The organism is Flaviflexus salsibiostraticola, assembly GCF_003952265.1.
GTDB classification, from domain to species: domain Bacteria; phylum Actinomycetota; class Actinomycetes; order Actinomycetales; family Actinomycetaceae; genus Flaviflexus; species Flaviflexus salsibiostraticola.
The window spans coordinates 2,357,591-2,370,126 of sequence record NZ_CP034438.1 but is presented as its reverse complement, the minus strand read 5'-3'; the positions used below and the strand labels follow the sequence as shown (position 1 = coordinate 2,370,126).

Annotated in this window: 14 protein-coding genes; 9 read left to right on the top strand and 5 right to left on the bottom strand. The window is 66.9% G+C overall.

Annotation, left to right across the window (positions count from 1 at the left end):
• Nucleotides 1–47: 47 nt before the first annotated feature.
• Nucleotides 48–572, bottom strand: a complete 525-nt coding sequence (locus tag EJO69_RS11105) for a DinB family protein (RefSeq protein WP_126041826.1) — start codon at nucleotides 570–572, stop codon at nucleotides 48–50.
• 128 nt (nucleotides 573–700) lie between these two features.
• Between EJO69_RS11105 and EJO69_RS11100 the strand changes: the two genes are divergently transcribed.
• Nucleotides 701–1,366 (top strand): hypothetical protein, encoded by a 666-nt coding sequence (locus tag EJO69_RS11100; protein WP_126041824.1) that lies wholly within the window; start codon nucleotides 701–703, stop codon nucleotides 1,364–1,366.
• On the opposite strand, the gene EJO69_RS11095 is transcribed toward EJO69_RS11100, so the two are convergent.
• Entirely contained in the window at nucleotides 1,354–2,052 is a 699-nt protein-coding gene (locus EJO69_RS11095; protein WP_211331443.1) for a hypothetical protein, read from the bottom strand. The two genes, EJO69_RS11100 and EJO69_RS11095, sit on opposite strands and share 13 nt — an antisense overlap.
• A 110-nt stretch (nucleotides 2,053–2,162) precedes the next feature.
• The gene (locus tag EJO69_RS11090; protein WP_126041822.1) at nucleotides 2,163–3,554 is read right to left on the bottom strand and encodes an NAD-dependent malic enzyme; all 1,392 of its coding nucleotides are present in this window, start codon (nucleotides 3,552–3,554) and stop codon (nucleotides 2,163–2,165) included.
• Nucleotides 3,555–3,706: 152 nt separating this feature from the next.
• Here EJO69_RS11090 and EJO69_RS11085 point away from each other — a divergent pair, with 152 nt between their 5' ends.
• The 6 genes from EJO69_RS11085 to EJO69_RS11060 all read left to right on the top strand — a co-directional run bounded on the left by EJO69_RS11085 (nucleotide 3,707) and on the right by EJO69_RS11060 (nucleotide 9,347).
• Nucleotides 3,707–4,168: an SRPBCC family protein gene (locus tag EJO69_RS11085; RefSeq protein WP_126041820.1), complete on the top strand. Its 462-nt coding sequence runs from the start codon at nucleotides 3,707–3,709 to the stop codon at nucleotides 4,166–4,168.
• Nucleotides 4,169–4,211: 43 nt separating this feature from the next.
• Nucleotides 4,212–5,243 carry a pirin family protein gene (locus EJO69_RS11080; RefSeq protein WP_126041818.1) on the top strand — a complete coding sequence of 344 codons (1,032 nt, stop codon included), beginning with the start codon at nucleotides 4,212–4,214 and terminating at the stop codon, nucleotides 5,241–5,243.
• A gap of 122 nt (nucleotides 5,244–5,365) precedes the next feature.
• Nucleotides 5,366–5,842 carry a GNAT family N-acetyltransferase gene (locus EJO69_RS11075; protein WP_126041816.1) on the top strand — a complete coding sequence of 159 codons (477 nt, stop codon included), beginning with the start codon at nucleotides 5,366–5,368 and terminating at the stop codon, nucleotides 5,840–5,842.
• A gap of 104 nt (nucleotides 5,843–5,946) precedes the next feature.
• Complete coding sequence (locus EJO69_RS11070) at nucleotides 5,947–6,597, top strand: NADPH-dependent F420 reductase (protein ID WP_211331442.1); 651 nt, start codon at nucleotides 5,947–5,949, stop codon at nucleotides 6,595–6,597.
• A gap of 254 nt (nucleotides 6,598–6,851) precedes the next feature.
• Nucleotides 6,852–8,117 (top strand): RidA family protein, encoded by a 1,266-nt coding sequence (locus tag EJO69_RS11065; RefSeq protein WP_126042551.1) that lies wholly within the window; start codon nucleotides 6,852–6,854, stop codon nucleotides 8,115–8,117.
• A 255-nt stretch (nucleotides 8,118–8,372) separates the two neighbouring features.
• Complete coding sequence (locus tag EJO69_RS11060) at nucleotides 8,373–9,347, top strand: tocopherol cyclase family protein (protein WP_211331440.1); 975 nt, start codon at nucleotides 8,373–8,375, stop codon at nucleotides 9,345–9,347.
• Between the two features lie 10 nt (nucleotides 9,348–9,357).
• Here EJO69_RS11060 and EJO69_RS11055 read toward each other — a convergent pair whose 3' ends face one another.
• Together EJO69_RS11055 and EJO69_RS11050 are read right to left on the bottom strand one after the other, a co-directional pair.
• A complete protein-coding gene (locus tag EJO69_RS11055) occupies nucleotides 9,358–9,672 on the bottom strand; it encodes a hypothetical protein (RefSeq protein ID WP_126041810.1) in 315 nt (104 codons plus the stop codon).
• A 97-nt stretch (nucleotides 9,673–9,769) separates the two neighbouring features.
• A complete protein-coding gene (locus EJO69_RS11050; RefSeq protein ID WP_245993646.1) occupies nucleotides 9,770–10,366 on the bottom strand; it encodes a methyltransferase family protein in 597 nt (198 codons plus the stop codon).
• Between the two features lie 280 nt (nucleotides 10,367–10,646).
• Here EJO69_RS11050 and EJO69_RS11045 point away from each other — a divergent pair, with 280 nt between their 5' ends.
• Complete coding sequence (locus EJO69_RS11045) at nucleotides 10,647–12,050, top strand: Na+/H+ antiporter family protein (protein ID WP_126041808.1); 1,404 nt, start codon at nucleotides 10,647–10,649, stop codon at nucleotides 12,048–12,050.
• A 129-nt stretch (nucleotides 12,051–12,179) separates the two neighbouring features.
• The gene (locus EJO69_RS11040; RefSeq protein WP_126041806.1) at nucleotides 12,180–12,485 is read left to right on the top strand and encodes a hypothetical protein; all 306 of its coding nucleotides are present in this window, start codon (nucleotides 12,180–12,182) and stop codon (nucleotides 12,483–12,485) included.
• Nucleotides 12,486–12,536: the final 51 nt, after the last annotated feature.

The window sequence follows — 12,536 nt, the reverse complement described above, 5'->3', positions numbered from 1 at the left end:
CTGTGGTGACAGCCACTGATCGAGCCGGGCAGATGCATTGTCCGAGGTCAGGCGCCGACGTCGTGGAGGTGATGCTCAAGGTCGTGGACAAGGAACCGGCTGAGCCCAACGATCGTGAACACCCTCCCATCACCTCGAAGCCCGCGCCGCTCCCAGTCGGAGGGTCCAACCCTTTCGTAGACGGACGAGGCCTCCTCCACCCCGCGGCGAATCTCCTCGGCCACCGCGGCTGGATCCGCCGCCCAGAATCTACCCCGCACCGCTTCGGCCTCGCCGTCGTAGTCGGAGAAGGTCGGCTCGTCCTGGTCAAGCATGAGGGCGACCCGCTCGCCGAGGACTCGCAGCAGGTCCCTCGAATGACACGCGTATTCGACCGGCGACCACACACCCTCCGACGGCCGTGCTGCAGCACCGGGGCGCTGCAGCACGGCCGCCCACCGCCCCGGCAGGTCTCGCAGCCGCGCCACTGTCGCGGTCGGCTCGTGCGGCACATAACCGCACTGCGCACAGCCCTCGTCGATGACGAAGGTCCAGTCGCGGGTATCGGAATCTGCTGGTCGCGGCTCGTCCATAGGCCCATCCTTCCAAAGTCGTCGCCCGCACGGGGGAGGTTGCCCCCAGCGCACCGATCGTTGACCAGTGGTACCTCGGTCCCTTGCACATCCTCAGCCTCGCTGGGAGCGTGGCCTCAGGAGGAATCATGAAGTACAGAACCGTCGTCCTCGCGGGTGCCGCAATTACCCTTGGCTCAGCCGCGCTGGTGGCGCGCCGCTCGAGGGTCGGAGCCACTGAGGCGGAGGCCGCCCTGCCGCTTCCCGGCGATGAGCTGCTGGAGGCAGTCGTGCAGAACGATCGCGCCATCACAGTCCCCGCACCGCCCGAGGCGGTGTGGCCCTGGATCGCTCAGCTCGGCCAGCACAGAGCAGGCTTCTACTCGTTCGAGGTCCTCGAGAACCTCATCGGCTGCGAGATCAGGAATGCCGACACCATCCACCCGGAGTGGCAGAACATCGACGTTGGCGACCCGTTCCCCCTCGCGCCGGAGATGAGCCTGCGAGTCGCAGAGGTCGTTCCCGGCGAACGTCTCGTCGTCACGTCGGAGGGCGGCACCCACCCAGATCCGAGCATCGCCTTCGACGCGACGTGGGGCTTCTACCTGACCGCGACGACGACAGACGGGCGCCCGGCGACGCGTCTTCATCTCCGCGAGCGCTACTGGGCCGGGGATCGGAGGACGGAGCGGATGCTCGGCGCGACGAGCGTGATGAGCGCGGTCATGTCGTGGAAGATGCTGAGGACGATCCGGCGGCTGGCGAGCGGCCAGAGGTCAAGCGCTCCGGAATCCCGCCCACCTCACTCGCAGTAAAACTCGCCGCATCCGGGGATCTGGCTGAACTTCTCCCTGTAGAGGTCGATGAGCTCTGTGCGCTGCTCGTCCGTCATGCCCTCGTACGGGTCGGTCTGTGATTCGACCGTGCCAAGGTGGGAGTCGACGATCTCCCCGCCGACGACGATGGCGACGAGCGGGACGAGGATGCGGCGTTCGCCGGGCACGTCGGGATACTCGGGGGCGAAGTCGCCGAGCTCGTCGAGGAGGAACCCGTAGAAGTCGGTTCCCTCGTCGGTGACGATGACGTCACCCGATGCGTTGACGGACTTCTGGTCCCTTATCTCCGACACATTGAGGTAGTGGATCTCGTCGAGGTTGACGGCCTCGGCCGCCTCGTCCATCGGCCCCACGGCGCTGCGGCACCACGGGCACTCCGGGAAACCGAAGTAGATGGCGCCGTCGCCGTCGTCAAGCAGGTTCCGAATCTCGTCCTCACTCGAGGGACGGAAGCGGTGCTCGTCGCGGATGTCGAGCTCGAGGTACGCCCTGCCGCCACGGGCCTCCTCGCCGTTGAGGCTCTCGTACTCCTGGACGAACGGGTCGTCGGAGCCGCTTGAGCAGGCACCGAGCATGAGTGTAGCGGCGAGCAGTGCGGCAATGTGGCGAAATCGGCGGATCATTGACCATCCCATCGTCGGCAGCGTCGTTCCGCCCATTGTCACTGCGAGTCCTGTGTTTAATCTGGGCCGAAGTGCCTACGCTCCGGCCCGAGGTCGGGATATGGCGGGGCGCCGAGGGCACGGGGAGGACCCGCCGAGGGCCTCCCCGCCGCTCACCTCTGCTCGGCCTTGGCCGCCTTCTTCACTGCCTCGGCCACGCGCGGTGAGACCTTCGGGTCGAACACGGAGGGGATGAGGAACCCGGGGTGCAGCTCGTCCTCGTCGATGCAGGAGGCGATCGCCTCGGCGGCCGCCAGCATCATGTCATCCGAGACGTCGGTCGCGCCCGAGTCGAGCAGTCCCCTGAAGAAGCCCGGGAAGACCAGCACGTTGTTGATCTGGTTGGGGTAGTCGGAGCGGCCGGTGGCGACGATGGCGGCGTGCTTCGAGGCCAGCTCCGGATCGATCTCGGGATCGGGGTTCGCCATGGCGAAGACGATCGCGCCCTCGTTCATCGCTGCCACGTCCTCCTCGCCGAGAACGTTCGGGGCCGAGACTCCGATGAAGACGTCCGCGCCGACGACAGCCTTCTTGAGGGTGCCGGAGAATTCCTCCTCGTTCGTGTGCTCGGCGATCCAGGTGCGGTGGGCCTCCCCGTAGGTCGTCCCCCGTTCGATGACACCGCCGCGGCCCGCGGCCCGGATGTGCTTCGCGCCCGAGGCGAGGAGGAGGCGGATGATGGCGAACCCGGCCGCACCGACGCCGGAGATGACGATCCTGACGTCGGCGATGTCCTTACCGACGACCTTGAGCGCGTTGACGAGGGCGGCCTGGGTGACGATTGCGGTGCCGTGCTGGTCGTCGTGGAACACCGGGATGTCGAGCTCCTCACGGAGGCGGGCCTCGATCTCGAAGCACCGCGGCGCGGCGATGTCCTCGAGGTTGATCCCGCCGTAGGCGGGGGCGATGGCCTTGCAGATCGCAATGATCTCCTCGGTGTCTTTCGTGTCGAGGGCGACCGGCCACGCGTTGACGTCGGCGAATTTCTTGAAGAGGATCGCCTTGCCCTCCATGACCGGCATCGCCGCCTCCGGGCCGATGTCACCAAGGCCGAGGACGGCCGTCCCGTCGGTGACGACGGCGACGGTGTTGCCCTTGATCGTGAGGCGGCGCGCCTCGCTCCTATCCTCGGCGATGGCCATGCACACGCGGGCCACACCCGGCGTGTAGGCCCGGGACAGGTCGTCGCGGTTCCGCAGTGACACCTTTGACGTGGTCTCGATCTTTCCGCCCACGTGCATGAGGAACGTCCGGTCCGAGACCCGCCGCAGCTCTGTGCCCTCACGATGCCTGATCATCGTCGAGATCGACTCGACATGGGCCTGGCCGCGGGTGTTGGCCGTGATGTCGATGCACATGTGCTCGCCGGTCGACTCGATGACATCGAGCGCTGTGATCGCCGCTCCGGTGCGGGCAATGGCACTGGCGAGATCGGATGTCGCACTGAATGACGGCGGGGTATGAACGCGGAAGGTGACCGAATGACCTGGACTGGGAAGCGCCACAACAACTCCTCGATGAGCGTGAATGGGATCACCATCACCGTACTACCTGCGAGCGGCGTCACCGGGATGCCGTCCCACAGAATGGCGGTGGCACTCCGCCCATCCCTCCCACACCGGGTGTCCTGGCCAGCATCGCACGCTAGGGTGAGGCTATGCCGCTCGTCACAGTCTCTGCAGATGACGACCGGGTGGACGTGACCTGGTCCCTCACCGTCGCGCCCGCCCACGCCTGGGATGGACTCTCGTCGGCTCGCGGACTGCACCGTTGGCTGGGCGAGCTCATCGACGGCGAGATCGCCCCCAACTCGACCTTCACCATCGACCACGGGCAGGGCTATCCGTGCTCCTCGACCGTAGAGATCTTCGAACCGGGCCTCGCGCTCGCCTACTCGTGGACGTTCCCCGACGAGCCCTACTCTCGCGTCGAGTGGCGAATCGAACCGCAGGACACCGGCACGCTCCTCCATCTCAACCACAGTGGGCTCGGCGACCTGGCGGATTCCTACCGAGACGGCTGGCTCGCCCACCTCATATACCTCGAGGGGCACCTGCTCGACACTCCCCTGCCGATGTCGATGCTCATGACGGTCGCGTCGACCATCGGCCGCCGGTGAAAGCTCCTCACCTGGTCAGGTCCGACCTGAGACGATGGTTGCCATGACGAATCCGGAGATCAACCCCGCCGAGTATGAGTGCGCGTTCGTCGGCGACCCCTCCCTCATCGACATCATCACGGCGCGCGATGTGCCGCTGGGCGGGCCGCGCGCGATGACGGTGCGCAGGACCCTCCCCCAGCGCAAGCGCTCACTCATCGGCCCCTGGTGCTTCCTCGACCATTACGGCCCCGACGACGTCGCGGCGACGGGCGGCATGGCCGTGCCGCGCCACCCCCACACGGGACTTGCGACCGTCACGCTCCTCTTCGAGGGCACGATCGAGCACATTGACACAAGCGGGTTCGCGAACATCGTGCGCCCGTCCGAGGTCAACCTCATGATCGCGGGCTCGGGGATCTCCCACTCCGAATTCTCGACGGACGACACCTCGGTCCTCCACGGCGTTCAGCTCTGGTACGCGCTGCCCGATGCCGTTCGCGGGTCACAGCCGGGCTCCCAGCACTACGTCGCCCAGCCGGTCGCCGTGCCTGGCGGCACGGTCCTCACCTACATCGGCTCCCTCGCCGGCGTCACCTCTCCCATCGATACCAGGGTCGAGGCGATGGCAGCACAGGTCGTCATCGACCCCGGACAGACAGTCACCCTCGACGTCGATCCCCGCTTCGAGCACGGGATCCTCCTCGACTCCAGTCAGCTGACAATCCATATCTCCGGATGCGACCAGAGCGTCGGGCGGGATGAGCTCGCCTACATCCCACCCGGGTCGACCAGCATCGCCCTCACCGCCGGCGACTCCCCCACGAGGATCATCGCCATCGGCGGGCCACCCTTCGAGGAGCGGATTGTCATGTGGTGGAACTTCGTCGGCCGAAGCCATGACGAGATCGTCGAGTACCGGAGGGCCTGGCAGAGCGAGATCGGAGCACCGGACGGGGATGCCCAGATCCCGGACCGCTGGTTCGACGGGGCGGCCTCCCCGCGCTTCGGAATATTCCCGGCAGACAGGCCAGATCCACTCCCGGCGCCCGCCCTGCCCAACGTGCGCATCAAACCCCGCACGCAGCAGCGCTGACGGGGGCTGCGCAGCGGAAGGGATTCCGCCCGGCCATGAGGGGCCGCCACACCCGTGCGATCGATATGTGACTGTAATGATCTGCCCTGGCACGACCGCCACGGCGCTGTTAGCGTTCAGGAATGACCGAATTCCAGCTCCGCCCGGTGACCGCTGACAATCTGCGGGAACTTGTGCACATGGAGATGAGGCCAGGACAGGAGAGGTACGTCGCTCCGGTCGTCCACTCGATCGCCGAGGCGTACGTCAATCCGACCGCGTGGCCGCGGGCGATCTACAGCGGCGACAGCGTCGTCGGCTTCGTCATGGCGAACTTCGATCCCGACAACGAGATCAAGGCCTTCCGCTGCGGGATCTGGCGGCTCAACATCGCGGCCGACAGCCAGGGCCTGGGCGCGGGCTACTTCGCCGTCGAAGAGGTCGCCCGGGAGGCGCGCAGCCGTGGATGCGAGGAGATGACGGTCATGTGGGTCCCGGGAGTCAACGGCCCGGAGGGCTTTTACCTGAGGTGCGGCTTCGTGCCGACCGGCGAGATCCTCTTCGACGAGATCGTCGGCGTCCGCTCGACCCAGCCGCGGGACATGCCCCACGGGCGATAGACCAACCGACAGAGGAGATCCCCGCGCGGGACACCCATGGTTGATAAGTTGAATAATCAACTATATGGTGGATGGGAGTTCATCGACCACGAGTGAGGACCAGCGTGACATCTCCCCTGCAGACCATTGGCATCATGGGCGCCGGCCGCGTGGGGACGGCCGTCGCGCGGCAGGCCCTCAAGTCCGGCCTCTCCGTGAAGATCGCCACGTCGAAGCCGCCTGAGAACATCCGCCTCATCACCGAGATCGTTGTCCCCGGCGCGCAGGCCGTCACCGCCGCGGAGGCCGCCGACGCGGACCTCACTCTCATCGCCATCCCCCTCCACAGGTATCGCACTCTGGACGCCAGGCTGTTCGACGGCAGAACCGTCATCGATGCCATGAACTATTGGGCGGCGATCGACGGTGAGCTCCCTGACTTCGAGAGTGATCCGCGGACCAGCAGCGAGGTCGTCCAGGACCACCTTGTCGGTGCGAAGGTCGTCAAATCCCTCAATCACATCGGCTATCACGACATGGAGGTGCATGGCCGCCCCGCGGGCGACCCGAGGCGACGGGCGCTGGCCGTCGCCAGCGACCACGCCGACGCCGCGACGCTCGTCGCCGCCTTCATCGACCGCCTCGGCTACGACCCGGTCGTCGCGGACCGACTCGCAGCGAGCCGCGCCTTCGAACCAGGCTCGGAGATCTTTAAGGGCGCACATACTGCGGAGCAGATGAGGAGCCTGCTCGCCGCAGCAAAGGTGAGCGCCTGAGCAGGCGGCGCACCCCTCTTTTCGCCCCCCCACATGACTGTGATCCCGCATTGCAGGACGCGAATTCTCCGGCTCTCACCAGGACTTTCACCGCGGGTTGTGACTATTTAGGACGTACGTACTACTTTTCGGTGTGGGCGGCGGTATTCTGGCGAGGTCGACTACCGACGCGCGGGGCACCGTCGCACCGCAGCGTGAGTCGATCAACCCTCGTCGACCAGCCAGGCCTCCACGGCCACAAAGGAATAGTGAGCATGACCGGATACAACGAAGTATTGGCCAGGAACACCGAGAGCGCCCCGCGGAACAGCAGCTCCTCGCAGACCGTGGCCTTCTCCCACTACAACAACCTGTCGGCCCAGCTCCCCATCGACCCCGCCACCGGCGAGCTCGTCGAGGGCGGAGTCAGGGAGCAGGCCGAGCAGTGCCTGACGAACATCCGCACGGTGGTCGAGAGCATCGGTCACACGATGGAGGATGTGGTGCGCCTCGGCGTCTTCCTCACCGACCCGGCCGACCTCGGGACATTCAATGACGTGTACACGACCGTCTTCACGGACTACGTTCCCGCCCGGACCTCGGTTGTCGTCGATGCGCTGCCGATGGGCGCGATGATCCAGGTCGAGGCCGTTCTCTCGAACGGCGAGGGGACGATCCCGGACGCCCCGCAGGCGGGAGACCTCGTCAAGGTCACCCACGACACGGCGAACGCGCCGGTCAGTGCACTGTCGACGCAGACGGTCGCCTTCTCTCATTACAACCACCTCTCGGCCCAGCTCCCCAACGACCCCGCCACGGGTGACCTCGTCGTGGGTGGTGTGACGGAACAGGCCGCGCAGTGCCTGAGGAACGTCAAGGCGATCCTCGAGGGCATCGACGTCCCCCTCGACGACATCGTCAAGGTCACCGTCTTCCTCGCCGATCTCTCGGACCTTGAGGTCTTCGACAAGGTGTACTCGACGTTCTTCCCCGACTCCGCGATCGCCCGTTCGGTCGGTTACCTGCCCGCACGGACCGTCGTCGAGGCGAGGGCGCCGATGGGTGCGCTCGTCCAGGTTGAAGCCGTCGTCTCCCACGGCGATGGCACCCCTCCGCAGGAGGTCGAGGATCGCCACGGCATCGTCATCTGGGCCAGAAACACCGACGACGCACCGAAGAACCCGCTGTCGACCCAGACGGTCGCCTTCTCCCACTACAACAACCTCTCCGCACTCCTGCCCGTCGACCCGGCCACCGGAGAACTCGTCGACGGGGGCGCCGCCGAGCAGGCCGAGCGCTGCCTCGCCAGCATGAAGGCCATTGTCGAGAGCATCGACCATTCCCTGGCCGACGTCGTCAAGGTCAACCTCTTCCTCACCGACCTCGATGACATGGACGACGTGGAGGCGGTGTATGCGGCGTACTTCCCGAACGGCACTCCGGCTCGCCGCACTGTCGGCGTCACCGCGCTCCCGCTCGGGGCCCGGGTGCAGATGGACGCGATCGTCTCCAATGCGGAGGGCACGCCGCCGAGGATCTGATCCACACCATGCTCGACCCAGCGGTGCCCGCCTCCTCGAGGCGGGCACCGCCCCGTCACCCGGCATCTCGACCGACGTGGCTTTCTCAAGTCCAGAGCCTCAACCATCACGAGTAGGAGCGCCGGGTCGAGCCCAGCCCTATCGCCGTGCACGGTCTCTATGTTTCACTGACGCATGGGGATGATCAGACGGTACAGATCGACAGGGGCCGACCTTCCGTTCGGCAATCCAACCGCCGCGCATCGCGGCGTCGCCATGGAGGGCTATTTCTGGCGGATCACTGAGCCTCATACCGGACGGGTCATCATTGCCCTCTGCGGAGTCAACCAGGGGCCCAATGGCCCGTGGGCCACGATCGGCCTCGCATCCTGGCCCAACGGGTTCCTCCGCACCGCTGCGCTCGATGGCGCATGGGCCGACCCCTCGTGCCTCGGAGTCGCGGGAGGCACCGACGGTCGCGCGCCTGCCTTCCGCGGGGACGCGAATCACCTCACGGTGGACCTGGGGCCGGATGCGCGCCTTGAGCTGCGCGTCGAGGACCGGGCCGACTGGCCGCACGCAGGGCTGGGCGGTTCGAGCGTCTTCCAGATGATCCCCGCACTCAATCAGTACTGGCATCCATGGATGCTCGGGGGCCGCGCCAGCGGCATCGCCGTTCTCGGCGGAGAGACATGGGAGTTCGACAACGCGCAGGTCTACGGTGAGAAGAACTGGGGCAGGGAGGGATTCCCCGAGGCGTGGTGGTGGGGGCAGGCCCAGGGCTTCGAGGAGTCCGATGCGTGCGTCGCCTTCGCCGGCGGCATCGTCACGAGCGGTCCTCTGAGGACCGAGGTGACCGCCCTTGTTGTCCGACTGCCCGGCGGGCAGGTCCTCAGGCTCGGCAATCCGGGCATCAGCCCCGTGGTGACGACGACAGAGGATGAGTCCTGGCATCTGACCGGGCGCGGCTACGGATGGCGCGTCGAGGTCAGAGCCTCAGCACCCCTCAACCAGGCATTCGTCCTGCCGGTGCCGCTGCCGAGCGAACGCCGCAACATTGCAGGCGATCTCGAGCACCTCGTCGGCGATCTCCAGATCTCCGTTCACCGATTCGGCAGGCACATCTGGTCGGGCACGACCTCGCTCGCCGCGCTCGAGCACGGCGGGCTCGACCGGGCACGGGACGAGCTCCTGCGGAGGGGCCTCGACCCGGCGCGCACGGACGCCCCTACAGCCCGCACCGGCGAATGATCGGCGCGGCTCAGTCGGCGAACGCCGCGAGCGCATCCAGCCCACCAGCCCGGTAGCTCTCGGCTTCCCTCGGGTCTCCGGGGACGGGCCGCGCACGCCACACCTCCCGAAGGCGGGCGGCCTCGACACCAAGATCATCGCCCGGCGATCGCATGAGCTCGCCAAGGGCGGCCGTCTGCCCCTCCCAGTACTTGCCCGCAGGGAAGGACGTCCCGTTCTTCGCCATGACGCACGCGCTTCTGTCTCCGAGCAGCGCAGCATGTGACTGCGCCGCCCTCAACCGCGCCTCGCGGATGTCATCCCTGGTCACCATTGAAGCCCCCATCGTCCCTCTCCATCCTTCCATGGCTGAGCAGGCTGGGGTACGCCCACGCCAGCTCAGAGCTGCGCGCGAATCGGCCCTACCGGGGCGCTGGGATCCGTCACAACCGGGCGCGCAGGCTCCTCAGCCCCAGCCATCGAGGCGTCCGCTCCACGTACCGGTCGTACTCAGCGCCGAACCTCTCCCGCATGGCGGATTCCTCGGGCGCGATCTGGAGACGGTCGATCACCACAACGAAGAGGGCCACAGGGACGAGCGCCCTCACCGAACCCCGGGCGATCGCATGGGCGAGCAGCGTGCCTGCGATGCCGAGGTACATGGGATTGCGCGTGAGCCGGTTGGGCCCGGAATCGACGAGCGACTCCGGCCTAAGAGTAAGCGGGTCGATCGTCGTCGACTGCCGGTAGAACCGGAGCACCGAGCCGAACATGAGCCAGCCGGAGGCGCCGGCCGCCGCACTGGCCGCAAGGGCTCGCAGGCGGGTCAGTGGAACAGCCCCGCCCACTGCGATCTGCATCCCGAAAGCCACGGCGCCCCAGACAGCGGGCGGCACCCGTCCGCCCCGCGCCGCACCATCCGGATGGTTGCGCTTGATGTGGCTCGCCGTGCCTTCGACGACAATCCATGCGCCAGCCCTGAGCAGATCCTTCGCCATCCCAGGCGCGCCGCGCGCTGCCCCTCGTCGATCGCCGTCCATGACCACCTCGCTCACTGGGATGCACAACACGAACGAACGGTGCGCACCCACCACCCGCACGTCCTGACGCAACACTGCCAGTCGGAGACGATCATCGCCAGAGAAAACGGGGCTTGCGCAAGATCACGTATCCATAACGTGGCGCGACGGGGTGGCATAGAGCATCGGCGGTTACGATACGGGCGAAAGGGGGCTAGACATGAGCACGACATCAACGCAATCGCCCATCACTTCGTCAGATCATATCCAGTGGAAAGAGGTCTTTCCGCGCCATTCGGTCATGACGATCGCCGGGCTCGCCGCTGTCTACGGACTGCTTGAGCTCACCGGCACATCGATCAACGCCGTGGTCCTGGCGATCGTCGTCATGGTGGCCCTCTGCCTCATCAAGGTCCCCGTCACGGTCGCCCTCATCGCCGCCGCACTCCTGGGCGGACTGCAGGCAGGCATGGGCATGGAGGGCTCTCTCGCCGCGTTCAACGACAACCTTCTCGTCGGCGCGCAGGTCGGTCTCACGTACATCATGGTCGGCGCCCTGGCCGTCGCACTCTCCCGCAGCGGCCTCATCGAGGTGTTCGCCCGGTGGATCACGAACAGGGTCGGCACCGACGAGGCGGCAACAGCCAAGGGCGTCAAGTGGTCGCTCTTCGGAATCTTCATCGTCGCCTCCCTCCTGTCGCAGAACCTCATCCCCGTCCACATCGCCTTCATCCCGATCCTCATCCCGCCGCTGCTCGGCGTGCTCAACCGCCTGCGCGTCGACCGTCGCGCGGTCGCGTGCGTCCTCGCCTGCTCGATGAGCGCGGCCTACCTGCTCCTGCCGACCGGGTTCGGAGCGATCTACCTCAACGAGATCCTGCTCGCCAACGTCAACCAGTTCGGCGAGCCCTTCGGGCTCTCCGCGACGGCGGAGATGGCGCCGAAGGCCATGTTCTGGCCCGTCATGGGCCTCGTCGCGGGCATGATCGTCGCCGTCCTCGTCACCTACCGCGCGCCCCGGGATTACCGTGAGCCCGCGGCCGGCTCGGCGCTTGCGACGGCCACGGCAGAGGCCCCCGCCAAGCTGCGCCCCTTCCCGCTGGTCATGACAGTCCTCGGCCTCGCCGCAGCCCTGTTCTTCCAGATCGCCTTCGACTCGCTCCTCGTCGGAGCGATGGTCGGATTCATCCTGCTGAGCATCGGCGGCATCTTCCGCTGGAACGACCAGGACGACGTGTTCACGAGCGGCATGCTCATGATGGCGCAGATCGCCGTCATCATCACCGTCGCATCCGGATTCGCGGGCCTGCTCGCCCAAACGGGCGACATCGAGCCCCTCATCGCCGCCACCGCCGACTTCGTCGGCGGCAACATGGCGTTCGGCGCGTTCCTCATGCTCTTCATCGGCCTCTTCATCACGATCGGCTTTGGCGACTCGTTCGCGTCCGTGCCGATCCTCGCGCCGATCTACATCCCGCTCGCACTCGAGCTCGGGTTCAGCCCGCTCGCCACGATCTGCCTGCTCGGCGCGGCAGCCGCGCTGGGCGATGCCGGATCGCCGGCCTCGACGATCTCGCTCGGCGTCACCTCCGGCCTCAACGCGGACGGCCGCCACGACCACATCCGCGACTCGGTCATCCCCACGTTCCTGCACTGCAACATCGGCATGCTCCTCTTCGCCTGGGTGGCATCACTCGTCCTTTAGGCTCCCTTCGCGAAATGGGTCGGTCACCATCGGTGACCGACCCATTCTCGTTCCGGATCTTCGTCCATTGACGCGGCGCCCCAGCGGCGCAAGACTTCTCTCACGTCGGAGCACGCCGGGAGGTGCGAGATGAACCCATCGGAGCATGAGCGGGACACTCGTCAGCGCCGCCTCGCCCTCACGTCGGTCGGCCTCGGAGTCTTGTCCCTGCTCGACTTCCTCTGGCTGCTGCTCATCACCGCCACGTCGATCGCAGTGCCCGAGTGGGCACGGATCGCCGGGGTGTGGCTCATGCCGATCGGTATCATCGGCGCCGGAGCGACTGGTGAAGCAGCCCTGCGCGGAACGGGAAGACCCTGGGCGATCGTCGGCCTCAGCCTCGCGATCCTCTCGTTCCTCGCCGCGGCACTCCTCATCTTCCTCTGGCCGACATAGCGGTCGGCGACTGGCGTCGTCATAGGCCGACGCGCGATAACCGTGAGGCCC

What these genes read in the sequence shown, in the direction of transcription:
- EJO69_RS11105 (WP_126041826.1), bottom strand. Translation starts at nt 572, where the DNA reads ATGGACGAGCCGCGACCAGCAGATTCCGATACCCGCGACTGGACCTTC.
- EJO69_RS11100 (WP_126041824.1), top strand. Translation starts at nt 701, where the DNA reads ATGAAGTACAGAACCGTCGTCCTCGCGGGTGCCGCAATTACCCTTGGC.
- EJO69_RS11085 (WP_126041820.1), top strand. Translation starts at nt 3,707, where the DNA reads ATGCCGCTCGTCACAGTCTCTGCAGATGACGACCGGGTGGACGTGACC.
- EJO69_RS11080 (WP_126041818.1), top strand. Translation starts at nt 4,212, where the DNA reads ATGACGAATCCGGAGATCAACCCCGCCGAGTATGAGTGCGCGTTCGTC.
- EJO69_RS11075 (WP_126041816.1), top strand. Translation starts at nt 5,366, where the DNA reads ATGACCGAATTCCAGCTCCGCCCGGTGACCGCTGACAATCTGCGGGAA.
- EJO69_RS11065 (WP_126042551.1), top strand. Translation starts at nt 6,852, where the DNA reads ATGACCGGATACAACGAAGTATTGGCCAGGAACACCGAGAGCGCCCCG.
- EJO69_RS11060 (WP_211331440.1), top strand. Translation starts at nt 8,373, where the DNA reads ATGGAGGGCTATTTCTGGCGGATCACTGAGCCTCATACCGGACGGGTC.
- EJO69_RS11055 (WP_126041810.1), bottom strand. Translation starts at nt 9,672, where the DNA reads ATGGGGGCTTCAATGGTGACCAGGGATGACATCCGCGAGGCGCGGTTG.
- EJO69_RS11050 (WP_245993646.1), bottom strand. Translation starts at nt 10,366, where the DNA reads ATGGACGGCGATCGACGAGGGGCAGCGCGCGGCGCGCCTGGGATGGCG.
- EJO69_RS11045 (WP_126041808.1), top strand. Translation starts at nt 10,647, where the DNA reads ATGACGATCGCCGGGCTCGCCGCTGTCTACGGACTGCTTGAGCTCACC.
- EJO69_RS11040 (WP_126041806.1), top strand. Translation starts at nt 12,180, where the DNA reads ATGAACCCATCGGAGCATGAGCGGGACACTCGTCAGCGCCGCCTCGCC.